At 29.9% G+C, this 22,592-nt stretch carries 23 protein-coding genes; 6 read left to right on the forward strand and 17 right to left on the reverse strand.

What is annotated here, in order from left to right:
- Positions 1 to 62: 62 nt before the first annotated feature.
- Positions 63 to 1,412: an MFS transporter gene (locus C7N71_RS01015; RefSeq protein WP_105987508.1), complete on the reverse strand. Its 1,350-nt coding sequence runs from the start codon at positions 1,410 to 1,412 to the stop codon at positions 63 to 65.
- 145 nt (positions 1,413 to 1,557) lie between these two features.
- On the reverse strand, positions 1,558 to 2,442 hold the full coding sequence (locus C7N71_RS01020; RefSeq protein WP_105987332.1) for an alpha/beta hydrolase: 885 nt from the start codon (positions 2,440 to 2,442) through the stop codon (positions 1,558 to 1,560).
- Between the two features lie 142 nt (positions 2,443 to 2,584).
- Here C7N71_RS01020 and map point away from each other — a divergent pair, with 142 nt between their 5' ends.
- Positions 2,585 to 3,385 carry a type I methionyl aminopeptidase gene (map, locus tag C7N71_RS01025; protein WP_105987333.1) on the forward strand — a complete coding sequence of 267 codons (801 nt, stop codon included), beginning with the start codon at positions 2,585 to 2,587 and terminating at the stop codon, positions 3,383 to 3,385.
- A 43-nt stretch (positions 3,386 to 3,428) separates the two neighbouring features.
- Here the strand turns inward: map and C7N71_RS01030 are convergent, their stop codons facing one another.
- The 5 genes from C7N71_RS01030 to C7N71_RS08240 all read right to left on the reverse strand — a co-directional run bounded on the left by C7N71_RS01030 (position 3,429) and on the right by C7N71_RS08240 (position 7,925).
- Positions 3,429 to 4,364, reverse strand: coding sequence for a phosphoglycerate dehydrogenase (locus C7N71_RS01030; RefSeq protein ID WP_157944326.1), 936 nt, complete (start codon positions 4,362 to 4,364; stop codon positions 3,429 to 3,431).
- Positions 4,365 to 4,458: 94 nt separating this feature from the next.
- Positions 4,459 to 6,108, reverse strand: coding sequence for a BCCT family transporter (locus C7N71_RS01035; protein WP_105987509.1), 1,650 nt, complete (start codon positions 6,106 to 6,108; stop codon positions 4,459 to 4,461).
- 187 nt (positions 6,109 to 6,295) lie between these two features.
- Entirely contained in the window at positions 6,296 to 6,847 is a 552-nt protein-coding gene (locus C7N71_RS01040) for a sugar O-acetyltransferase (RefSeq protein WP_105987335.1), read from the reverse strand.
- Positions 6,848 to 6,898: 51 nt separating this feature from the next.
- Positions 6,899 to 7,744, reverse strand: a complete 846-nt coding sequence (locus tag C7N71_RS01045) for a ribonuclease H family protein (protein ID WP_105987336.1) — start codon at positions 7,742 to 7,744, stop codon at positions 6,899 to 6,901.
- Between the two features lie 58 nt (positions 7,745 to 7,802).
- The gene (locus tag C7N71_RS08240; protein ID WP_263850849.1) at positions 7,803 to 7,925 is read right to left on the reverse strand and encodes a hypothetical protein; all 123 of its coding nucleotides are present in this window, start codon (positions 7,923 to 7,925) and stop codon (positions 7,803 to 7,805) included.
- Between the two features lie 164 nt (positions 7,926 to 8,089).
- Between C7N71_RS08240 and thiD the strand changes: the two genes are divergently transcribed.
- A complete protein-coding gene (gene thiD / locus C7N71_RS01050; protein WP_105987337.1) occupies positions 8,090 to 8,887 on the forward strand; it encodes a bifunctional hydroxymethylpyrimidine kinase/phosphomethylpyrimidine kinase in 798 nt (265 codons plus the stop codon).
- Positions 8,888 to 8,929: 42 nt separating this feature from the next.
- Here the strand turns inward: thiD and C7N71_RS01055 are convergent, their stop codons facing one another.
- Both C7N71_RS01055 and C7N71_RS01060 read right to left on the reverse strand, forming a co-directional pair.
- On the reverse strand, positions 8,930 to 9,106 hold the full coding sequence (locus C7N71_RS01055) for a hypothetical protein (RefSeq protein WP_181398630.1): 177 nt from the start codon (positions 9,104 to 9,106) through the stop codon (positions 8,930 to 8,932).
- 2 nt (positions 9,107 to 9,108) lie between these two features.
- Positions 9,109 to 9,810, reverse strand: a complete 702-nt coding sequence (locus tag C7N71_RS01060; RefSeq protein ID WP_105987339.1) for an NAD(P)H-dependent oxidoreductase — start codon at positions 9,808 to 9,810, stop codon at positions 9,109 to 9,111.
- A gap of 299 nt (positions 9,811 to 10,109) precedes the next feature.
- On the opposite strand from C7N71_RS01060, the gene C7N71_RS01065 reads away from it, so the two are divergent.
- Positions 10,110 to 10,313, forward strand: a complete 204-nt coding sequence (locus tag C7N71_RS01065; protein ID WP_105956496.1) for a cold-shock protein — start codon at positions 10,110 to 10,112, stop codon at positions 10,311 to 10,313.
- Between the two features lie 64 nt (positions 10,314 to 10,377).
- Here C7N71_RS01065 and C7N71_RS01070 read toward each other — a convergent pair whose 3' ends face one another.
- Positions 10,378 to 10,902: a TetR/AcrR family transcriptional regulator gene (locus C7N71_RS01070; protein ID WP_105963884.1), complete on the reverse strand. Its 525-nt coding sequence runs from the start codon at positions 10,900 to 10,902 to the stop codon at positions 10,378 to 10,380.
- Between the two features lie 179 nt (positions 10,903 to 11,081).
- Between C7N71_RS01070 and C7N71_RS01075 the strand changes: the two genes are divergently transcribed.
- Positions 11,082 to 11,321 carry a P8 family protein gene (locus tag C7N71_RS01075; RefSeq protein WP_105987340.1) on the forward strand — a complete coding sequence of 80 codons (240 nt, stop codon included), beginning with the start codon at positions 11,082 to 11,084 and terminating at the stop codon, positions 11,319 to 11,321.
- Between the two features lie 102 nt (positions 11,322 to 11,423).
- Here the strand turns inward: C7N71_RS01075 and C7N71_RS01080 are convergent, their stop codons facing one another.
- On the reverse strand, positions 11,424 to 11,738 hold the full coding sequence (locus C7N71_RS01080; RefSeq protein WP_181399247.1) for a DUF7671 family protein: 315 nt from the start codon (positions 11,736 to 11,738) through the stop codon (positions 11,424 to 11,426).
- A gap of 80 nt (positions 11,739 to 11,818) precedes the next feature.
- Between C7N71_RS01080 and C7N71_RS01085 the strand changes: the two genes are divergently transcribed.
- The gene (locus C7N71_RS01085) at positions 11,819 to 12,517 is read left to right on the forward strand and encodes a DUF6198 family protein (protein ID WP_105987342.1); all 699 of its coding nucleotides are present in this window, start codon (positions 11,819 to 11,821) and stop codon (positions 12,515 to 12,517) included.
- Between the two features lie 17 nt (positions 12,518 to 12,534).
- Here the strand turns inward: C7N71_RS01085 and C7N71_RS01090 are convergent, their stop codons facing one another.
- The 5 genes from C7N71_RS01090 to C7N71_RS01110 form a co-directional block, all read right to left on the reverse strand.
- Positions 12,535 to 14,256, reverse strand: coding sequence for a hypothetical protein (locus C7N71_RS01090; RefSeq protein WP_105987343.1), 1,722 nt, complete (start codon positions 14,254 to 14,256; stop codon positions 12,535 to 12,537).
- A 103-nt stretch (positions 14,257 to 14,359) separates the two neighbouring features.
- Positions 14,360 to 15,301, reverse strand: coding sequence for a DMT family transporter (locus C7N71_RS01095; RefSeq protein ID WP_105987344.1), 942 nt, complete (start codon positions 15,299 to 15,301; stop codon positions 14,360 to 14,362).
- Positions 15,302 to 15,436: 135 nt separating this feature from the next.
- A complete protein-coding gene (locus C7N71_RS01100; protein ID WP_105987345.1) occupies positions 15,437 to 16,375 on the reverse strand; it encodes a DMT family transporter in 939 nt (312 codons plus the stop codon).
- Between the two features lie 30 nt (positions 16,376 to 16,405).
- Entirely contained in the window at positions 16,406 to 17,803 is a 1,398-nt protein-coding gene (locus tag C7N71_RS01105) for an APC family permease (RefSeq protein WP_105987346.1), read from the reverse strand.
- Between the two features lie 300 nt (positions 17,804 to 18,103).
- A complete protein-coding gene (locus C7N71_RS01110; protein WP_105987347.1) occupies positions 18,104 to 19,033 on the reverse strand; it encodes a YczE/YyaS/YitT family protein in 930 nt (309 codons plus the stop codon).
- A gap of 156 nt (positions 19,034 to 19,189) precedes the next feature.
- Here C7N71_RS01110 and C7N71_RS01115 point away from each other — a divergent pair, with 156 nt between their 5' ends.
- A complete protein-coding gene (locus tag C7N71_RS01115) occupies positions 19,190 to 19,825 on the forward strand; it encodes a matrixin family metalloprotease (protein ID WP_105987348.1) in 636 nt (211 codons plus the stop codon).
- A gap of 55 nt (positions 19,826 to 19,880) precedes the next feature.
- On the opposite strand, the gene C7N71_RS01120 is transcribed toward C7N71_RS01115, so the two are convergent.
- Entirely contained in the window at positions 19,881 to 22,589 is a 2,709-nt protein-coding gene (locus C7N71_RS01120) for an MMPL family transporter (RefSeq protein WP_105987349.1), read from the reverse strand.
- Between the last annotated feature and the right edge of the window lie 3 nt (positions 22,590 to 22,592).

Here is a 22,592-nt window from a genome sequence, read left to right on the forward strand (position 1 = left end):
AAAGTATAAGTCAATACAAAAAAGCTTCTTAAACAATGTTTAAGAAGCTTTTTAATAAATGTTTATTTTACTTTTTTAGTATTTTTTAACATCAAAGCCATTACTAATCCAATAATCTCAATTACAAAGAATGTAATAAAGACAACATGATAACCGCTTTGTTGTGCTAAAGCATGACTCATTCCATTAGATATATTATTAGTCATAACATTTGATAATATCAATGTTGCGACTAACACTCCAGTGGATCCTAAAATTTGTCTAAAGGTACTAACCACCGCAGTTCCATCTGAAATAAATTCATTAGGTAGTGAATTAGCTCCCATAGTTACCGCTGGCATCATAACAAAGGCATTTCCACCTTCAATTAAGGCTGCAAGAATCATCATTGGCACTAAACTAATTGTGGCACCAATAATGCTTAATGTTCCCCAACCGATTAGGATCATTACCATTCCAATTAACATTACACGTTTAAAACCAATCTTATCAGCTAATTTACCAGTAATTGGATTTAACAAACTTAATAGAATAGCTCCTGGAGCTAATGCTAAACCTGAAATAGTTTTAGAAACTCCTAAAACATTTTGATAATATAATGGAAAAATAACTGTCACTACAATTAAAGCAATATAAGAAGCTCCAGTCAATCCAATTGATAGATCATAATTAAAACTCTTTAATACTCTTAATTGTAGTAATGGTTGTTTAATTTTAAATTGTCTAAATACAAATATCACAATCATTAGAATACTTACAATTAATACAATCAAAGCTAGTGTTAAATCAATATTAGCCTTCCCAATCATATTAACTACATATAAGATTCCAATTAGTCCAAAAGACATAATAACTGATGTAATATCTAAATGGCTCTCTTTTTGAGGCATAACATCTTTAATTGCATATAAAGAAATCACAAATAGTATACTAATAATAACCATAAATACTATAAATAATCCTCTCCATGCAGAGAAATGCAACACGATAGCTGACAAAATAGGACCACAAGCAAGCGCAGACCCCATAATCAACCCAGCATACCCCATTGTAGAACCACGTTTTTCCTCAGGAGTAATATATAGCAAAACTGATTGGTAAGATGGAAATAAGATTCCAACTGCAACTGCTTCTAGTGCACGCCCTAACATCATAATAGAAAAGTTTGGTGCAACAACAACAATTAAAGTTCCAACATCAAAAATTGCCAGTATCATTAAAAATAATTGCTTAAATTTTATATTATTTAATAACCAAGGACTAACTGGCATCATGACACACATAATTAACATAAAACCAGTGGTTAACCATTGAACTGTTGAGGCATCAATACCGAAAAATTGCATTAAAGTTGGGTAAGCTGTTGAAATAGAAGATTGACTAATCGACATCGTAAAGCTACCTAACAACATAATAAAAACAAAAAGGACTCTACTATAAGGTTTCCCATTTAAATCATAGTTCTTCACAAATTTCACCTTCCAGTTTAGAATGTTTATAATTTAATAACAATATCAATTCTATACCAAAAATGAAATAAGTAAAATATCTTGCTTTTTAATTTTGATCAAATAAGAAACGAGCAATAATGTGATCAACAGCTATATTATTATGCAAATTGGAATGCTGACCATTAACACCATAGATTGGAATTTCTTGATAATCTTTTACCCTTTTAGAAATTAAATATTTCATTGATTTAGCAGATGCAGTCGAAACAATACCATCTGAATTAGTATTACTGTTGTCATTACCATAAATATTTAATATTTGAACATTAGTAGGAAAGTCTTTGCAGTCATTCAATAATGAAGTATAAGCTGGGTACCATTTATTAGCAGGATACATAATGCTAGGCTTACCATTATTGCTAATATAATTAGTATTTGGACGATCATTAATTGTTAAGATACCATCATATGGACCTGCAATTGATACAAATTTTTGTAACTTCGGCATATCATTGTCTTTATTATGTTTTGCAACGGTTTCCAGAATAGATACTGCTCCAGTTGAATGTCCTAAGGCATTATAAAAATTAAATCCATAATGACGCTTTAATCTTTTTAAGATTTCATGAAGCCATTTAGTTTGTTGTTTAACCGGTGTAAATTTTTTCTTAAATATCACTTGAATAAGTGGTTTACTAGTTTTTAAATTTAAATTTCCTTTATAATTAATGGTTCCATCTTTTTCTACAAAAACTGCTAGTGCTTTATGTCCACCATCACGACTAGCTATTTTAGTTAAATGAGATGTGGATTTAGTTGAACCACGCATTCCATGAACATAAAGTGTTGGAACATTATTTCCACCAAAAGACCCATTATTTTTACTATTGTTTATAATACGATCACTACGAATTGCAAAAAATACTGCAAAAAAAGCAACTATAATTGTAATAATTATTAAAATAACATTAGTTCTTGCTGTCTTACTCAAGAAAAAACTCCTCCTTTGCTCCTATTATTATGATACTAGAAAATGAAAAAAATTACATTAATTATTATAATTAGCCAAATCGTCTAAATTGTAGTAGATTAGAGATATAGATTCATTATTCAATATCAAAGGAGAATTTATTTTGATTACACTAAAATCACCAAGAGAAATTGAAATGATGGCTAAATCAGGTGCTGTTTTAGCTGGTGTCCACAAAGGACTAAGAAAAATGATTAAACCAGGATTAGATACTTGGGAAATTGAAGAATTTGCTAACAAATATATCACTGAACATGGTGCAACTCCTTCAGAAAAAGGATTTGATGGATACAAATTTGCTACTTGTATTTCAATCAACGATGAAGTCGCTCATGGAATTCCACGCAAAGGTCTTTTATTAAAAGAAGGCGACGTCTTAAAAGTTGATATGACTGTTAATAAAGATGGCTTTGAAAGTGATTCATGTTGGACATACAAAGTTGGTAAGATGTCAGCTAAAGATGAAAAACTAATGCAAGTATGTCATGATGCTTTATATCGTGGAATTGATCAAGCTGTTATTGGTAATCGCCTAGGTGATATTGGTTTTGCTTGCCAAGATTATATCGAAAATCAAAACCATATGGGTGATGTTCGTGAATTGATTGGTCATGGTATTCAACCTACTATGCATGAAAAACCAAATGTCCCAGCCTATGGTGAAAAAGGACAAGGTCTTCGTCTAAAAGAAGGTATGACTATCACCATTGAACCCATGGTAAACTTAGGTACTTGGGAAATCACTGATCGTTATGACAAAAAAGATGACTGGACATATTATGTTTCAGCTGATGGTACTAATTCGGCACAATATGAACATACTATCGCTATTACAAAAGATGGGCCTAAAATATTAACATCACAAGATGATGATATCGATGAAAAATATAAATTAAACTTTTAATATAAAAAATAACCACTAACAATTGTTAGTGGTTATTTTATTTTTATAGTCCATTTACACAATGATCAGGTTTTTCACCATTTAGAACTTTGTTAATCTCGCTAACATCCATATTAGCAATTTTAGTAAATGATTCGATTGAGTTACTTGCACTATGTGGGGTCAAAAAGACGTTGTCTAATTTTCTTAATTCACTATCCATTGGAAGCGGTTCTGTTTCATAAACATCTAAACCAGCACCAGCAATTTCACCATCTTTTAAAGCACTGACTAAATCAGCTTGGTTAATAACGGCACCACGAGCAAAGTTTATGATGTATGCTGAATTTTTCATCATTTTAAAGGATTCTTTATTAATTGATCCAATAGTTCCTTTAACAGCTGGAAGATGTAATGAAACGAAATCTGATTGTTTAAGTAAATCATCCCATTCCACGAATGTGCCATATTGAGATTCTTTCTCGGTACGATTCCAAATTAAAATATTAACGCCAAAACGAGAAAGTAATTTAGCAACATATTTTCCAATATTACCATAGCCAATAATTCCCACAGTTTTACCTCTTAGATCTCTTGAAGGATTGTCAAAAGCATATTCATTATCACCATTACGCATATGTTTAGATACATTATATAAGTCTTTTGATATTAACAGCATATCAGTTACAGCATTTTCGGCAACTGAAACTTCATTTCCAGCTGGTGTATTGGTGACGTATGTTCCTCTTTCATTAGTATAATCTAAATCAACATTATTATAACCGACCCCAAAACGAGAAATAATTTTTAAATTAGGCATTTGATCCAAAATTTCTTTAGACAAAGGAGAAGTATTAATTACAATTCCAGAAGCATCTTTATGTTCTAAAATTGCACTTTCATTTTCACTAACCAATGAAATTACTTCAAAGCCCTTCGCTTCTAGTGATGGTCTTAAATACTTTTCAAATTCTTTAGGAACAATAACTTTTTTAGTCATTTTGATACCTCCATTATTTATATAGTATATAAATACTATCATAAAAAGAAAAGAATCACTTATTAAATTACTTAATAAGTGATTCTTATTATTTTTATTTAGGCTTTTTATTAATTGTATTTTTGGGCCATAAAATTAATTTACCTTTAATGGCACTCTTTCTTTCAGCAGTAGCCTTCTTTTTACGACGTCTACGATTTATATATCTCTTAGTACTAATGATTGATTTGTCTTCTCGAATCATTTTAAAAACAGAAATGATAATTAAAATACAAACAAACATTAGTGGAAAACCAGCCAACGTACAGAAAGTTTGCACTGTTTCAAATCCACCAACTAATACCAAACTAAATGAGAAGATAATGAAAACAACTACCCAAGTCATTCTGTTAAATTGGCTTGGTTCTTGACCTGGTTTTAAAGGTACACTAGTAAATGATGAAAGAACAAACGCTGATGAAGAAATTGTGGTTGCCAAAAAGACAAAACAAGACAAGAAATAAATGGCAAACATTAGATATTTCATCGGCAATGTTCCAACGACTGCTGAAATAACAGCAGCTTGGCCTTGAGTATTCAAAATATGAACTAAATCAATTACTCCATTTTTTTGCAACCATAATGAATAACCACCTAAAACCGCATAAAAACTCATGCAACCTAAGGCACCATAAGTAAGCATCCCTACTAAAACTTGACGAATAGTACGTCCGCGAGAAATTTTAGCAATGAATAACCCCATGAAAGGCATGTAAGATAACCACCAACCCCAATAGAAGATGGTTTCTTGTTGCTCAATACTTGGATGACCATTAGGAACTGTATTCAAACTCATTGGAATGAATTTTTGAATAAGGACTCCGACACTATTAGTCTCAGAGTTTAAGATATAAACAGTTGGTCCTAATATCAATACAATTGCTAAGAAAGTAATCGCTGTCCAAATATGAGCATTACTTAACTTATCAATTCCACCATTAAGTCCCTTAAATACAGCAACAGAGAAAATAACAAACAGAACTAAGAACAATCCTATTTTCATAGCCAAATTATCTGGTAAGCCGGTTAAAGAACTTAATACATTAGAAATAATAGGAATTTCCATTCCAACAGAGGCTCCAACACCTCCCATTATTCCAAATACAACCAAAATATTTACAATTTTTTTAGTAATGTTTTTCCAAAGTGAATCGCCATCTAAAATAGTAATGGCATCACTTAATGATTGAATTTTACGTTTCTTATTATACATCATATAACCAATAGCAACTGTAGGCGCACCAAACATTAACCATGCCATAGGACCCCAGTCATATTGACCATACATATGTGCTAAATTATAAGCAGTCTCAGAAAATGGTTTAACACTACCTTCAGGACTTTGAACATATCTTAAAGGATCAACCATACTCAACATTAAGATACTTGCATCAATTGCTGTAGCAAAAACCATACTTCCCCACTGGAAGTTACTATATGCAGGCTTGTCATCAACTTCACCTAAACGAATATTTCCATACTTAGAAAAAATAAGATAAGCAAAGAAAATGAAATTAATTATGTAAATCCACATATAACCCCATCCCATGTTACCAGTAACACAGTTTAGAATTGTTTGCAACACTCCCTGTAGTGAAGATCCACCAATCATTAGAAAAATGGAAACTGCAAAGAATAAAATTACAGTAGGAATAAAGACTAGTTTGTCAATATTTTTACTTTTAAAAATAGTAATCCTCCTCATGATATTCATGATATTTATAAACCCATTTTACGCAAAAAGCTGCCAAAAAGTGATTCGAAATGACGAATAACTATTTGCACAGCTTTGCTAAGGTTATACAAAATAAGTTGATTTTATATTTACATATCAATTACATTATACACAAATAAGAAAATATGTAAAATGCTTTAGGTAAGGGGTTTATAGTTTATTTTACTGTTTTAATTACACGTGCGGGATTTCCTACTAAAACAACATTATCCCCAAAAGATTTAGTAACAACTGATCCAGCACCAACAACGACATTTTCACCTAACTGAACACCTGGTAATACAGTAACATGACCACCAAACCAACAGTTATTACCAATTGTAATTGGTTTACCTGATTCAACATCTGCTTTCCTTTTATCTGGATCAATTGGATGAACTGGAGTATACAATCCAACATCAGGGCCAAAATAACAATTATCACCAATTATAATTGGGCAGGTATCAAGTAAAGTTAAATGGTAATTACCATAAAATGAATCTCCAATATGAATATTGTATCCATAGTCAAATTCTAATCCATCTTCAATCCATAAATTTTTGCCGCAATCACCTAATAGTTTAGCAATAAGTTCATTTTGTTTTGAGTTATTATCAATTTTAGAAATTGATTTTAATTGTTTACGGATAAAACTACGACGGGCTTGTAATTCTTCATCAAATTGTTCATAAGGTTCTCCATCAGTCATCTTTTGTCGTTCAGTTTTCATTAAAGATCCCACTTTCATATATTTAAAATTAATTATATCACAATAATATAATTAACTAAAAAATCCCATTTGTTTTAGATTTTCTTCTATATTATTAATTGACTTTTCTTTATCAATATATTTATCTCTATGTTTCATTTTATCTTTGTTTTTTATAATATTTGAATGATTATTTTTGTTGCCTTCATTTGTATTTTTATCATCAAAATCGTACACTTTTAGTTTATTATTTTTGCCATTTTCTAAATCATCCATTGTTTTATTTAATAAATGATCTACAAAGTTATTTCCTTCATCATTAGCATGGCCTTTAGTCCAATAGAAATTAATATTGGAGAATTTAGGTAATAAGTCGGCTAATTGAATAAATTCTGCTTTATTCTTAATCGTTTCACCACTACTTTTACGCCAACCACGTCTTTGCCAACCATATATCCACTTATTATTAATTGCATTCAATACATATTTAGAATCCAAGATAGCATCGATGTTGCAATTATTTAAATGCATTTTTATTAAATAGTCTAATGCATTCACTAGTCCTAGTACTTCCATTTTATTATTAGTTGCACCAAATTCACCAGCAGAATTGGAATATCTTTTACCACTGTTATTAATTAAATATGCCCAAGCTGCTGGATCATTACTTTTAACATGTTGGCCTAATTTATTACCATGATTTCTGGATCCACCATCGGTATAAATAACAATTTCACTACTTTGATTAAATTTTCTAGAATCATCTAGTTTGATAAATGTTTGAGCCTCTTTTTTAGTAGCAAAACTTTTAAATTGTGCTCCTGAAAATCCATTTACTTGTTTTTGCGTATCTGACCAGGTTTGATAAATACCGGGTTTCCTACCTTTTTTAACGGCATAATATTTTTTCTTAGCCATCTAAATTCTCCTTTTATATACAAAAAAAGACCCAGTAACATACTGAGTCTCTAAAAATTTATTTAGCAGGTGATGACTTCAAGAATTTTCTTAAGTCAGCTACTTCTTTTTGTTTTTTATTACGTTTGTTGGTGTTAATTGGACGACGTCCTTGTACACCATTTGGATGACAAGCTCTCATTTCAATTACTCCTTTATCTAAAAACTTAACTCATGTCATTATAATACAATAATGACATTTAACGCAAATTAGTCTTAATCAAATATTATTATATATATAATGATTGAATTTATCAAGTTTATGTTAGAATGTTATTAATTTAAATATCAGGGATGTGTTAATTTATGGTAAATGAATTTCCGCAAGCTTTAACAATTGCAGGTTCAGACAGTGATGGTAGCGCTGGCATGCAAGCTGATTTGCATACTTTCTTTGTAAGAAAAACTTATGGAACATCGGTAATAACCGCCTGTGTTGCTGGTAATTCTTATGGAATTCATGATAGTGTGACAATGCCTGAACATTTTATTAATCAAGAATTTAAAGATTTGGCCGACGACTTTAAAATTAGAGCGGCTAAAACTGGCATGTTAGACGATACTAATATGATTAATATTGTTGTTGATAATTATAAGAAATACGATTTTGGTCCATTAGTTGTTGACCCTGTAATTGTCACAAAACACGGTAACATGTTATTAAAAACAGATGCTTTGGAAACATTAAAAGCAAAATTACTGCCATTAGCAACTGTAATTACACCTAACTTCTATGAAGCCGAAAAATTAACTGATAAAAAAATTAAATCTGATAATGATATTAAACAAGCAGCTAAAGAATTAATAAAAATGGGTGCAAAAAACGTCATTATTAAAGGCAAACACATTGCTGGAAAAACCGATAAAGTGAGAGACTATGTATTATTAGAATCTGGCAAAAATTTTTGGATTGATGGTCCTTATTATAATACTACCCATAAAAATGGCACTGGTGATTCATTATCAGCAGCAATTACTGCTGAAATTGCTAAGGGTACTGATATTGAACAAGCAATTCGCATTGCTGATGAATATGTAGATCGAGCTATTAAAAATGGGATTGAAGTTGGTCACAAATTCGGCCCAATTAATCATTGGTCATAATAAAAATACAGATAAAAAACCACTCATAAGAGTGGTTTTTGTTTACCATTTATCTGGGCTCCAAGTTCTTCCATCTAATTCATCTTGGGCTTGTTGTAATCTTTTAGTTTGTTCAGCCGCTAATGACTTAGTTCCTTCTAAAATAGAAATTAACTTAAAACTAGTTTCATCTGTTTTTAAAGCATTAATTTCTTGATCTAACCATTTATTAGTTTCCATTATTAGTCTTCTTCTTTCTTAATCATGTCTAATTCCCATTTTATTTCATCAAGTCGATCATAATTATCTTGCAAATAATCAATAATAATGTCCAGTTTGGCTTGTTTTTCTGAACTTAGATTACTTCTTAATTGTTTTAATTGTGACAAATACCAAATTTGTTTGCTACCAAAGCCATTAATATCTTCGTTGGTTAGATAATTCCGATAGTCTACCAATAATTTACCCTTTTCATCATCAGTCATATATGCAAACTGATCAACAGCAAATGGTTTGATAAACTTCATCCCCGATTTAAAAGCCAAGGCTTGATATGGCTTTAATATTTCATTAATACTAAAGCCTTCACTACCACCAACGGTATAATTTTTTAAGGGCTCCCCTAAAGTAGTAATGATACCTAATTCTTTGCCCTTTAATTTTCCATCTTCATTAGCATAAGTAAAACTTCTCGTGAAAATATCATCTTCATATTTTTTTAACAACGCTGGTGAACTGTACCAATACATCGGAAATTGCAGAAGAATACGATCATATTTAATTAGTCGATTCTGTTCTTTATCTATATCAAATTCATAATTATTAGTTAAATGATCCAGAACTAACCAATCTACTTCATCGATATCATTTTGACATTGTTGTAAAAATGATTCGGTCATTGAGTTGTCATATTCGGGATGTGAGACGATTACTAATGTTTTCATTTATATATTTCTCCTTAATTTGCTTATGCTGATAATTCTAAACGATTCTATTTAAATAATAAATAATTTATGCTCCTAAATTAACTCTAGACTATAGTTATTAAAATTAATAAAATTTGTTTCAAAATTTGTTTGACAATAATATGTATATAGGGTATATTATTAACTAATGTGTTACAGAGGTTCGAGTTTCTAAGGTTACTTGTTTTATAGTTTTATGAAATAACTTCCTTGATTCAGGCTTTATGATACATTAGAATTCAAGCACATCTAGTGCGATTTTATGGAGGTTTCATATTATGAAACAAGGTACAGTTAAATGGTTCAACGCTGATAAGGGTTACGGTTTCATCACTACTGATGATGGTGACGTATTCGTTCACTTCTCAGCTATCAACAAAGAAGGTTTCAAGACTTTAGACGAAGGCGAAAAGGTTACATTGGACGTTGAAGAAGGCGACCGTGGCCCACAAGCTGCTAACGTTACTCCTGTTGAAGGTTAATGTTTAGATAAAAAGTTTTAAAAAAGAGTTCTTAGATTTTATCTAAGAACTCTTTTTTTATTTCTTAATTAATTTTAAAGTGCATATACTTAGAAACAAAAATAACTAGTGATTGAACTGGTTCAGACATTCCATCTTCAGTCCATGTAATTATAATTTCAGTTAATCCCCCTGCTATTAAGGAAACCAACATTTTAGATGATTCTTCTCTAGTTTCTAAAACATCTTCATCAATTAAATCAGATATATAATATTTTAATCTTTCAAGTAAAATCATCGAAAGGTTATTGTTAATAATCATTTCCATCATATCTTGATCTTCTTTTACAATTTCAAAGAAAATGGTAGCAATGTCTGATAAATTATGCGAATGACTAGATGCAAGTCTTTGAACGAAAGTTGTAAAAGAACTATCAAAACGATAGATAATAATATCTTTCTTGTTATGAAAATTACGATAATAAGTCATTCGTGAAACATCAGCTTGAGAACATATATCTTTCACATTAATCTCATCGAATGGCGTCGTCTTAAGTAATTCAAACATTCCATTAACAATTTTATTTTTTGTTGCAAACTTATCTCTCATCACTTTTGCCTCACTTTATTATATTTAAAAATATATACGAAATTATTAATAAATGCAAGCCATCATAAATGAATTATTAATCTATACAATTTTTATAATAATTTTGTATATATATGTTCACATAATAGACCAATAGAACTATAATAGAAATTGAGCTAAATTTTAAGGAGGAATTAATTATGGCAGAAACTGCAGAAGAAAAAGTAGAAGAAAGAGAACGTGTATTAGATACACCTATGGATAAAGAATTTGACTGGGCTAAGAAAGATGATAAAACTCCAGTTAGAGATGCTCTTTGGGATCACTACATGGAAGCTGATGGCAGAGATACAATGAAGACTGAAGCTAAAATGCACCCATACTTAGACATGTCAAACGACGAAGTCGCTGCAAATGCCGAAAAGTTACTAAAGAACTAGTTTCTTTATCTAATTAATTTTTTCGACGCTTTAACTACAAAGCTCAACTTATTTTTTAAGCTCAACTTGGCAATAAAACGCCAATGAAAAAGACTTGATGATTTATTCATCAAGTCTTTTTTTAGCTTCATCTAAAATATCATTAGAAACATATTCACTAGTAAATCTTTGTAAGGGTGTAAAATTATGACGATTATTGAACTTCAATGGATAAGTAGCAATCACTGCCACCATCATATTATTCTCAGTTAAAAAGATTTGTCCTAACGATTTGTAACTTCCCTTGGTATGTTTACCAGTTCGCCAATCATGTAATTTAAAATCATTATGATCATCTTTTTTTATTATATAATTACCGGAAGCATCACTTTCGATAGGTATTCCTTTATATCTTGTTACTTTATATTTACCCTTCATTTTAATCATCCTTTATAATTTTTTATAAAAACTATCTTTTTATTGTGATAGTATAGAATTTAGTTAAACAATATTAGGAGATGTTAATTATTAGTTCTGTTAATACGTTAAAAACAAGAATTTTTGCTTTAATTTTTGGATTAATTCTAAATGCATTTGGAAACTCACTAACCATTATATCAGCAAGTGGTTCAGGTATTTGGACTGCTGCAGCCGTTAATATGAATGAAATCTTTGGAATTGAAGTTGGAACTTTAATCTTTATTTTAGGAGTTATTAATGCTATTACTAATCAAATATTAATTGGCAGAATTGATGTTTTTCGCTTTATTGAAGAAATTATATTTATTACCTGTTTTAGTTATTTTATCAATATTTTTACTAGTATTTTTAGATCTTGGGGGTGGGCCGATACATCTATTTGGATCAGAATACCCATGGCAATAATAGGAGTTATGTGTTTTTGTACTGCTATTTCATTATATCAAAGAGCAAATATATTCATGCATCCAAATGATGATACTTCTAATATTCTACGTTTCAAATTTTTAAAAGGTAGTGCAATTAAATCACAGTTATTAGATATGACACCACCAATCATCATAATTATACTTTGTGCTATAAAGTTAGGTCATGTCGATTCAATTGGTATTGGAACCATCTTTTCTGTAGCATGCAATGGTATTTTAATTGAAGCTGCTGATAAATGGATATTTCCAAAGCTTAAGCATAATAAAAATATTAATCAAGAGCTTGCTGAACATAACAGTAAAAAATAGCTTATAAAAAGGCGCTTTTATAGCGCCTTTTTTAGTTTATATAAATATTTATACATAGTATATGAAATTAGTATAATCCAACTAATAACTGTAACCCAAAGCATCATAATCAACAGTTTAGATCCATGGTAATAAAGTTCTAGCTGATTCTCCCCTACTTTAGAATGAACAATTACACTACCAATATTAGTTAATGATACATTACTAATATGTTTACCATTTAAAATAATGTTACTATCTTTATATTTTACAATAGGTAATTGTATTTTATCATTATTATTACTATGCCAAGTTAAAATTAAATGTCCAGCTTTATTAACATGCTTTTTAACATTTCCAGAATCATCAATAATTTGTTCAGTATAACTACCATATGGGTGATAATTAAAGTAGTTAAAAGGAGTTACTTTATATTGAACCGGTAAGTAATCTGGAGTACTTTTAGTTAAATATTTCAATACTTTTCCCGTATCTTCATCAGATAAGCTTCTTCTAACCTTGTCAGTATCATAAGTATGATAATTTAAATTATAGTCGTTTTGTACTACCTCAGGTGAAAAATAAGCTTTAACACCATTTTGGACAGATTTTGCAGCATTCAATGCTATTAAAACAACGATTACAAATGTCCCTAAATATTTTACATAATTAAGCCATTTATTTTTAAATGAATCGTTAATCATAACCCCAAAACAAATAATCAAAAGAACAAATGTAATTACTGTAAATCGACGAGGCATCTGAATTAGATAGGAAATACTTGGAAATCTATTATCCAAAAATTGCCATGGGAAAAATGTCGATGAAATCCAAAAAAACAAAATTCCTGTAACAAAAATAATACGACGATATGTAGAAATTTTCTTCCAATTATATAAAAAATAAATAGTAGTTAAAATCAATATTAAAGAATAAATTGATGGTAGGACAAATACATTATGACCAAAAAATGCAATTGAATCAGAATTCATATCTAATTGAGGTGCAACCGGTAATGCATGATTTGTGAAATCAATTTGAATCATCCCATACCACACGTTTGCAGTTAAACAGAGTGTAATTAAAACTGAATAAATTGCATTAAGTAACATTTTTCTTCGATTATCAGTTTCTAAATAGCCAATGATAAAGAATGGTATCAGTGCAAGTGCTCCAATCAAACTAGTCATGATATGCGTTTGTAAAATAAAAGTCATCGGTATTGCTAAACGTAAAACATTGATTTTTTTATAGTCAACCATATCAAAACCAGCATTTAATAACCAAGGTAATAAGGCAGCCGCTAATCCCGTAAACTGATTACCAACTACCCATCCCATCACGATATAAGATAGCATATAAACAATTGCTACAACTAACGAATAAATTTTACTAATTCTTGTTCTTATCGCCAAATGGTACATTAATGATCCACCAATAATCATCACTGACAATGATGATAAAATTTGAAATCTTACCCAATTACCAGCAATTATTAAAAGTAACCCATTAAAGTAAGCAGCTAGTGGACCATATAGTGCATTAATGATTCTACCCGATTGTTGGTATCCATAAATAGATAAGAAATAACTAAAATGACCTGTTTTTATCTGCATTGCTGCTTCATAAAAACGATTCATGTGAAAAATTGAATCCACACCTAAGATATATGAACCAGTCACAATTTGTGGAAGTAGAATTAAAATTGCAACTAGTGATATCAATAAATAAGGCCATAGTTTTTTTATTGCTTTTTGCATACACTATAACTTCCTCAATCTTTAAAATTAAAAAAACAACATATTAATAATATAACATAAAAAAAGTTGTACCCGAAAAGTTTCAGATACAACTTAAAATCAATTATTCTTCGCTATGTTTATCAATAGTTAATTTACGATGTGAATTTTGTAGAACAAATATTGCTAAAATAACTAATAAAGCACCAATAATTTTAATTAGATTAATTCCTGTATTAAAGAAAATAATGCTTAAAATAAATGTAACTACTGGTTGAGTAGCATCAACCAAACTAACCACTTCTGAAGGTGCAAAATTTAATGAATGCAATAAGATTATGAAAGGTAAAATTGTACCAAGCAATATTATTGCACCAACACCTAAAACAATTCCAGTAGTTAAATGAGGAGCATCAACCCACAAAGGTTGTCTAATATTAAAAATAATTCCAGCAATTAATGTTCCCCAACCTAGAATAACCATTGGTGAACTAGTTTTAACAATTGGGCGAGGTAAAACTACATATAAAGCAGCAGTAACTCCTGATAGGATTCCCCAAATTAATGATTCCATTGAAATAGACAACTTACTAAAATCACCTTGTGTTAAAGATAAAATAATTCCGGAAATCGCAATTACGAAAACTACCACATCAATGGGCAAAGGTTTCCTTTTTTGAAAAATCATCGAACCTAATAAAATAAATAGTGGTGATAAGTATTGTAAAATAGTTGAAGCATCTGCATTACCAGTTTGAACACTCATAAAGAATGTATATAAATTAGCACCGATTCCAAAAACTCCATAAGCAACAATACATAAAAACGACTTCCAAGAACCAAATACATTAAATATATGTCCCTTGTAGACAATTGCAGAAATGACTAATAATATTATTCCAGCAATCATAGTTCTAGTAGATAAAAACCAATTTGCTTCTAATTTTTCTTGTTGCGAAACAAATTGAAGTACAGTTCCAGAAACTCCCCAAAGAGCAGAAGCAATAAATGCCCAAAAGATTCCCTTTAAAACGTTAGTTTCTAAAACACCTTTTTCATTATTCATAATTACACCTCAATAAATATATGTATAAAATGTGTTATTACTATTTTTATAAAATAAATCGTACATTAAATACATTATCATATTTATATTAAATAAACCATTAAAAAAAAGCCATTATTTAAATGGCTTTTTTCATTATCTAATATCAGGTGCCTTTTTAGCACGTTTTTGATGTGATCTTTGTAAGAAGTAAATAGATACAATAATGATAACTGCACCTAATGCTTCAAAGAAACTTGGAATTTGCTTAAATACAATAATACTTAAAATAATTGTAACAACCGGTTCAACAGCATCTACAATGCTTGAAACTTCAGATGGAGCAAATTTTAGACTGTATAAAACAGATGAAAATGCAAAAATAGTACCAATTAAAATTATTCCACCAATTCCTAGAACAATCCCAGTATTTAATTTAGGTGCATCAGTCCAAAATGGATGATAAAGATTAAAACCAATTCCAGCAATCAATGTTCCCCATCCTAAAACAACAAATGGTGAATTATCTTGTGTTAAAGGTTTAGGAACTGAATAATAGATTGCAGCTGAAACAGCTGAGAATAATCCAAAGATTATAGAAATCATTGGTACTGATAATTCACTAAAACTTCCTTTAGTAATAATCAAGAAAACACCAACTAAAGCAAACAAAAAAGAAATAATATCAACTTTAAGTGGCTTTTTATGCAAGAAAATCAATCCATACAAAACGATAAATACAGGGGCCAAATACTGCAATATGGTTGCAGTAGAAGCGTTACCAGTTTGAATACTTACATAGAATGTTGACATATTAACAGCTAAACCAAAAATAGCATATATAAACAATCTAATAATTGATTCTTTTGACTTAAATACATCAAAAATATGTTTCCCAACAAATGATGCACCAATAATTAATAATAAAATACCAGCAAATAAAGTTCTAACTGAAATAAACCAGTTTGTTGGTACATTTTCTGATTGCGAAACAAATTGAGTAATTACACCCGAAATTCCCCAAAGAGTTGAAGCCATCGATGACCAAAAAATACCTTTCACAACATTTTCCGATGTTTTATGTCGTTTTTCCATTTTCAAAACTCCTAAAATTATATTTATAATTTATTTTTCGTTATTAGTACGACTATGTTTAATACCATATCCAAAGTAAATTACTAAACCAATTATAAACCATACAATTGCTGTTAACCATGTTTCTAATGATAATTGAGTTAACAAATAGATACATGCTAAAGCAGATATAATTGGCAAAATTGGATAAAATGGCACTTTAAATCCATTAGAATTATTAATATCTTTTCTTTTCCTAAGTGGAATGATCCCAATTGACATGAAAGTAAATGCTATTAGTGTTCCTATATTAACTAAACTAGCTAACTTGTCTAATGAAACCAATCCACCCATAAAAGCAATAATAATAGTAACGAATATGATACTACGCTTAGGAACATTATTTTTCTTATTAATTTTACTTAATTTTTGTGGTAATAATCCATCTCTACCAATAGAGTATATTAGGCGAGAACTACTATAAATCATATTAATCATCATAGTAAACATTCCAGCTAGTGCACCTAAAGATATTAAAACACTTAATTTATCTAAATGAATTACTTGTAAGGCATAAGTAACTGGATCAGACACATTTAAAGCTGTGTAAGGAACAATTCCTGTTAAAACAATTGATACCAAAATATATAGCACTGTACAAATTAATAATGTACCAATAATTCCGATTGGCATTGTTCTCTCAGGTTTTTTAACTTCTCCAGCTGAAGATGCAATCACATCAAAGCCTAAATAAGCAAAAAACACTAGCGATGCACCTTTGAAGATACCATGAACTCCAAATGGTAAAAATGGATTCCAATTACCTGGCTTAACAAAGAAAATTCCTGCAACCACGAAGATAATAATGATAGCAATCTTTACTAATACCATAATGTCATTTAGCTTTGTAGATGACTTAACATTATTAGTCAAAATCCATGAAATAAATACAACAATTAAAATAGCAATTATATCAACATATGTACCTTTACTTGGATTATAGTTTGCAGAAATTGCTTTGGGTATGACAATCCCAAAACTGCGCAAAAATGACTGTAGGTATGCTGACCAACCAGAAGAAACCGTGGCAACTGACAACATATATTCAAGAATTAATCCCCAGCCTATTACCCAGCCGGTTAGTTCACCAAAAATAACATTCCCAAACGAGTAAGCACTTCCAGCAATTGGTAATGCTGAAGAAAATTCTGCATAACACATCGCACAAAGTGAACATACAATTGTTGCTAAAACAAAAGAAAGTATAATTCCTGGACCAGCTGTAGTGGCAGCAACTGTACCTGGTAAAATAAAAATACCAGTACCAATAACTGCTCCGATTCCCATCATTATTAAATCTTTTGTATCAATAGTTCTTTTTAGATTCTCATCTCGATCAATGAACTTAGATAATGATGTCTTACGATTCACCTTTGAAAGTAAACTCATAGAATTCCCCCCATCCTAATAAACAAATAAAAAACGCACCGGTTATTCTTAACCAGTGCGATTAAAAAAGCACTAGAAAGAATAACTGTTACCAGCTATTTTTCTAGTGCTCGAAGTTTGAATCATAACAAAATAATTTCTTCTGCGTACTATACTTAACAGCTAGTAATGTTAAAGAAGAAATTATTATTATCTCGTTTTATAGTCTCAATTCTATAAACAATCGTCATGATTTAAACCTCCTAATATTCGTTTATTTATTATAGTTATTTTAACTAATATCTTATTAAAATGCAAGAACTATTTATTATTGGTTTTATTTTTTCTTTCTTTTAACTCATCCTTCAATGAATCTAACCTCTTTTGCAAAATGATAGAAACTTGTTCATTTTTTCTAATATTATCATTGGTTCGATTAATTAGTTCTTCAATCTCTGCTTCGGAATATCCCGACATGTTTTTTTGCATAATGTAAGTATTTTGATAGGCATGTAATACAATATTGTAACTATTTTTACCTAATTCCAATAATCCACCAGACACATTATGGAAGCTTGGCTTTTCACTAAAATGATCAATATGAATCATAATTCCACGACTAATAGTATTGTTCCAAAAATTAATTAAAGATCCCGCAAAAAATGCTGTAAATAAGGTCATAATTCCAAATKGTCCTGCAAATAGTACAGCAATTATCATTATAATTATATCTTGGGCACTTCTAACAATTTGATATTTAACATGAATTTTATCAGATATAATGGGAGCAATTGCATCATATGGAGACACTCCTAATTTAGTAGACATGTAAAGCGAAGTTCCCAGAGTAAAAAGTGAAATCCCGATAATTGCATCAATAATCATCATTGGAATATTCAAATTACCTTGAAATAAATGTTGATACAATCCTGAAAAGTAATCAATTTCATATCCAACTAAAAACATATTAAATATCGTGCCAATTCCAATTTGTTTTCTATCAAAAATTAATACAAAAATAAATAATACGAAGTTAACAATTAACTGGAGCACCCCTAAAGAAATACCTAGCTTATTAGATATTCCGGTATTCATTGCAGTAAAAGGATCCATCCCAATATGTCCTTCTAATAGAAATGTAGCTCCAACGGAAATTAACATTATTCCAATTAAAGAACAAATTGATTTTAATAAAATATCTAAAGGCTTATTAATAACACTTTTAGAATTATCATATGGTACATTATCCATTTTTAATTACCCTCTTAAATTTTGATTGCAATTCAATTATATAACTATTTAATAATAAAAGAAAAAGATTAAAATTAATTACAACATTCACAATTGTAACCATAATATGATAAAATTATTGTGTTTCGATAATCGAATGTACCAATAGGAGGTAAAATGATAAAAAAAAGATTTATCTATGCATTGATACTTTTACCGATAATCATCTTAACTGGCTTCAATAAGCCGCAAGAAATCATTCACAATAATAAAGAGGCTCCTTGGATCGTATATGGGAATAGTACTAACGATAATAACAAAGCTCCAATCGTACAAAAAAGTCATGATGGACAAGTGTATTATCAGTTTAAATGTAATAACCATTTAAAAAAGATATTTAAAAAAGCAATTAATAAATGGAACAAATTAAATATAATCAAATTTAAGCCTGCAAAGGATAATAAAGATCCTAATATTCATCCAATTAAACTATATGGTGAGAGTAACTTAAGTAATCATAAAGTTATAGCATCCACCTTTTCTTCAAGAACTCCAATAACTAAAACCAAAAATGGTAATAACATATGTTACTACCATGATACTAAAGTAAAATTAAACCATGGCTTTAATAAATTAAAACAAACCGAAAAAGTTGATGTAGCTGCTCATGAATTAGGTCATTGTCTTGGATTCAATGATGATGATTCAAATCAATATATAAAAAGTGACATAATGAATCCAAAACACCATAGAAATGCAAATGATTTATCGAGTCATGAACAAAATGCATTAAAACGTTATTACTCATTATAATAAAAAAATCGCTAAGCTGATAAATATCAGTTTAGCGATTTTTATTTACATAAAACTATTTTGAATGTTTAGCTTCATGCTTTTTTGAATTGTTGTCATAAGTTAGCTTAATTAAACTTGGTAGTAACATTGGAATGATAATAACTAAGATAATCAATCCAACAATAACACCAATTGCAACTTGAATTAATGTTAATACACCTGAAGGCATTAATGCAGCAAATGTCCCACCTAAAATAATTGCAGCTGAAATTACAACAGTTCCAATTACAGCAGATGCATGAATAATTTGCTTAGATGCAGTATCATCAACGTCACCAAATTCTCTATACTTCATCATTAAGAAAATACTGTAGTCAACACCCAAAGCAATTAACATAACAAATGTAAAGAATGGAGTGTTCCAGGTTAGCATATTTTGCCCTAATAATGATGAACTAATTAACTTAGTAATACTTAGAGAAGTTACATAAGCAATTAATAGTGTACCAAGAATATAGAATGGTTGAAGAATTGATCTAGTAATAATCATTAAAGCAATCATAATTCCAACTACCATGATAACAGCGGTTCTAATAAAGTCTGAACTAGCAATATGTCTAGTATCAGAAGTTGAAGCAGTTTGTCCACCAATTGCCACAGTTGTGTGTGCCAAATCAGTACCACTCAAATTATTTTGAACCTTTGTTTGTAACTTATCAATTTCATTCATTGCTGCTTCAGAACTTGGATCTTTATCTAAAACAACAGTAATCTTAGCAGTTTTCTTATCTTGTGATAAGTAAGATTTTACAGAGTTTTTGAATGTATCACTCTTCAATATATTTTCTGGAATATTAAAGGAATCTGAAGCTTTGGAATTAGATAAAGTCTTCAAGTAATCATTGGCAGAACCAATCCCCTTATTAACCTTATTAATTCCTTGAGCAGCTTTAGCTAGTTTTTGTTGAGTTTCCTTCAATTGAGCCACAACAGACTTAGTATTATTACCAATGCTTTGTGTATTAGTAGCAATACCTTGTAATTGGCTCTTTAATCCAGCCATTACATTTTGTTGTTGAGAATTAATTCCTTGTAATGTAGCTCCCACAATTTGCATTTGTTGAGCACTAAGTGGTTGCTTAGCGGCAGTCATTTTTTGTTGTAATGATTGCAATACTTGTTGCCCAGACATACTACTATTTTGACCAGATGAAGCATTAATTGTATTCAAAGAACTAGCAATACTTTGTACTGAACTACCAATATCACTTAATGGTGTTGTATCAAAGTTAGAATTTGTAGTACCTTTTTGAATAGTATTTAATCCTGATCTAGCAGTCTTCATTTTACCAGTTAATGTATCTAATTGATCATTAACATATAATTGTTCAATTGGCATCCCACTTGGTTGAGTTACTGAAGCAACAGTTTTAATGCCTTCTTGTTTACTCAATTGAGTAGTTAAGCGATCCAATTCATTTAATGATTTTTCATTATCTAAACGTTTGTTAGCTTTAATATAAATAGTTGAAGGTTCTGCAGTTCCCTTAGAAAAGTGCTTTTGTACAACTTGGAATCCTTTTTTAGCAGGAACGTTGTCATGCAATTCAACACTGTTATCATAGTTTAATTTATTGTGGTATGAAGCCATAAATGGAACAGTAGCAATTAATACTAAGATAATAGCTGGAATTGACCATTTTACTGATTTGCTTGATAAGAATCTCCAAAATTTATTTTCACCTTCGCCATCAAAATTCTTAGATGGCCAGAACATGCCTTTACCCATCACAGACATAAAGAATGGATTCAATGTAGTTAGAACTAATAATAGTACAGCTACACCAACAGCAACTCCAACAGCAGATTGATAAATGGAGAATTTAGCTAATGCTAATACAGCAAATCCAATCAATACCGATGAACCAGAATAAAGGATTGTTTTACCAGCAATTTTTCTAGCGTCAATAGCAGCAGTAACTTTATCCTTCCCACGGCTCAATTCTTCTTTGAATTGATTATATAGGAGTATATTGTAGTCAGTACCAATTCCAAATAGAACCACTACCATAAATACTCTAGTAAAGTTAGATAGTGGAAATCCATAATATTGAACTAAGTTCATTACAATGCTTAGAGAAACAATGAATGAAACTCCTACTGTTAATAATGAAACTAATGGAACTATAGGTGATCTAAATACAATAATTAGTACAATCAAAATAAAGATTGCAGCAATTACTTCAGTTTTTTGAATTCCTTGCTCAGTAGATACTCTAAAATCATCATTTAGAATATCTCCACCAGTTACATATGTATTTATGCCACCAGTTTTAACAACATCTTTCAACTGATCGTTTACACTCTGAATAGAACGATCTTTAGTAACATTTAGTTGAACAAGTTCAGTAGTTTTATCTTTAGAGATTAATTGTTCTTTAGTTGCATCATTATCATATGGTGCAGTAATTCCTTTAATCCCATAGTTCTTTTTATTATCACGCAACTTATTAATTGTATAATTAATTTTTTGTTGTGAATTATTATCAATCTTCTTGCTTCCATTATTGAATACAATTACTGTATCCATGGTATTACCAATTCCATGTCCCCATTTTTCTTGAATCTTTTGAGCCACTTGACTTTGGGAATTTGATGGAATTTTAGTTTGCCCTTTTTGAGCAACTAAAGAAGACATATTAGGTAGGAAAACAATACTTAAGATTACTACAACAATCCAAGCAATTAGACTACCCGTATACTTTTTAACAAATTTAGGCATTAC

The organism is Apilactobacillus timberlakei (assembly GCF_002993965.1).
Lineage (GTDB): Bacteria > Bacillota > Bacilli > Lactobacillales > Lactobacillaceae > Apilactobacillus > Apilactobacillus timberlakei.

What these genes read in the sequence shown, in the direction of transcription:
- C7N71_RS01115 (WP_105987348.1), top strand. Translation starts at nt 19,190, where the DNA reads ATGATAAAAAAAAGATTTATCTATGCATTGATACTTTTACCGATAATC.
- C7N71_RS01120 (WP_105987349.1), bottom strand. Translation starts at nt 22,589, where the DNA reads ATGCCTAAATTTGTTAAAAAGTATACGGGTAGTCTAATTGCTTGGATT.
- C7N71_RS01060 (WP_105987339.1), bottom strand. Translation starts at nt 9,810, where the DNA reads ATGAAAACATTAGTAATCGTCTCACATCCCGAATATGACAACTCAATG.
- C7N71_RS01030 (WP_157944326.1), bottom strand. Translation starts at nt 4,364, where the DNA reads ATGACTAAAAAAGTTATTGTTCCTAAAGAATTTGAAAAGTATTTAAGA.
- C7N71_RS01070 (WP_105963884.1), bottom strand. Translation starts at nt 10,902, where the DNA reads ATGAGAGATAAGTTTGCAACAAAAAATAAAATTGTTAATGGAATGTTT.
- thiD (WP_105987337.1), top strand. Translation starts at nt 8,090, where the DNA reads ATGGTAAATGAATTTCCGCAAGCTTTAACAATTGCAGGTTCAGACAGT.
- C7N71_RS01075 (WP_105987340.1), top strand. Translation starts at nt 11,082, where the DNA reads ATGGCAGAAACTGCAGAAGAAAAAGTAGAAGAAAGAGAACGTGTATTA.
- C7N71_RS01100 (WP_105987345.1), bottom strand. Translation starts at nt 16,375, where the DNA reads ATGGAAAAACGACATAAAACATCGGAAAATGTTGTGAAAGGTATTTTT.
- C7N71_RS01080 (WP_181399247.1), bottom strand. Translation starts at nt 11,738, where the DNA reads ATGAAGGGTAAATATAAAGTAACAAGATATAAAGGAATACCTATCGAA.
- C7N71_RS01045 (WP_105987336.1), bottom strand. Translation starts at nt 7,744, where the DNA reads ATGGCTAAGAAAAAATATTATGCCGTTAAAAAAGGTAGGAAACCCGGT.
- C7N71_RS01095 (WP_105987344.1), bottom strand. Translation starts at nt 15,301, where the DNA reads ATGAATAATGAAAAAGGTGTTTTAGAAACTAACGTTTTAAAGGGAATC.
- C7N71_RS08240 (WP_263850849.1), bottom strand. Translation starts at nt 7,925, where the DNA reads ATGAGAGCTTGTCATCCAAATGGTGTACAAGGACGTCGTCCAATTAAC.
- C7N71_RS01065 (WP_105956496.1), top strand. Translation starts at nt 10,110, where the DNA reads ATGAAACAAGGTACAGTTAAATGGTTCAACGCTGATAAGGGTTACGGT.
- C7N71_RS01015 (WP_105987508.1), bottom strand. Translation starts at nt 1,412, where the DNA reads ATGTTGTTAGGTAGCTTTACGATGTCGATTAGTCAATCTTCTATTTCA.
- C7N71_RS01055 (WP_181398630.1), bottom strand. Translation starts at nt 9,106, where the DNA reads ATGGAAACTAATAAATGGTTAGATCAAGAAATTAATGCTTTAAAAACA.
- C7N71_RS01105 (WP_105987346.1), bottom strand. Translation starts at nt 17,803, where the DNA reads ATGAGTTTACTTTCAAAGGTGAATCGTAAGACATCATTATCTAAGTTC.
- C7N71_RS01090 (WP_105987343.1), bottom strand. Translation starts at nt 14,256, where the DNA reads ATGCAAAAAGCAATAAAAAAACTATGGCCTTATTTATTGATATCACTA.
- C7N71_RS01035 (WP_105987509.1), bottom strand. Translation starts at nt 6,108, where the DNA reads ATGAGGAGGATTACTATTTTTAAAAGTAAAAATATTGACAAACTAGTC.
- C7N71_RS01040 (WP_105987335.1), bottom strand. Translation starts at nt 6,847, where the DNA reads ATGAAAACTGAACGACAAAAGATGACTGATGGAGAACCTTATGAACAA.
- C7N71_RS01085 (WP_105987342.1), top strand. Translation starts at nt 11,819, where the DNA reads ATGTTAATTATTAGTTCTGTTAATACGTTAAAAACAAGAATTTTTGCT.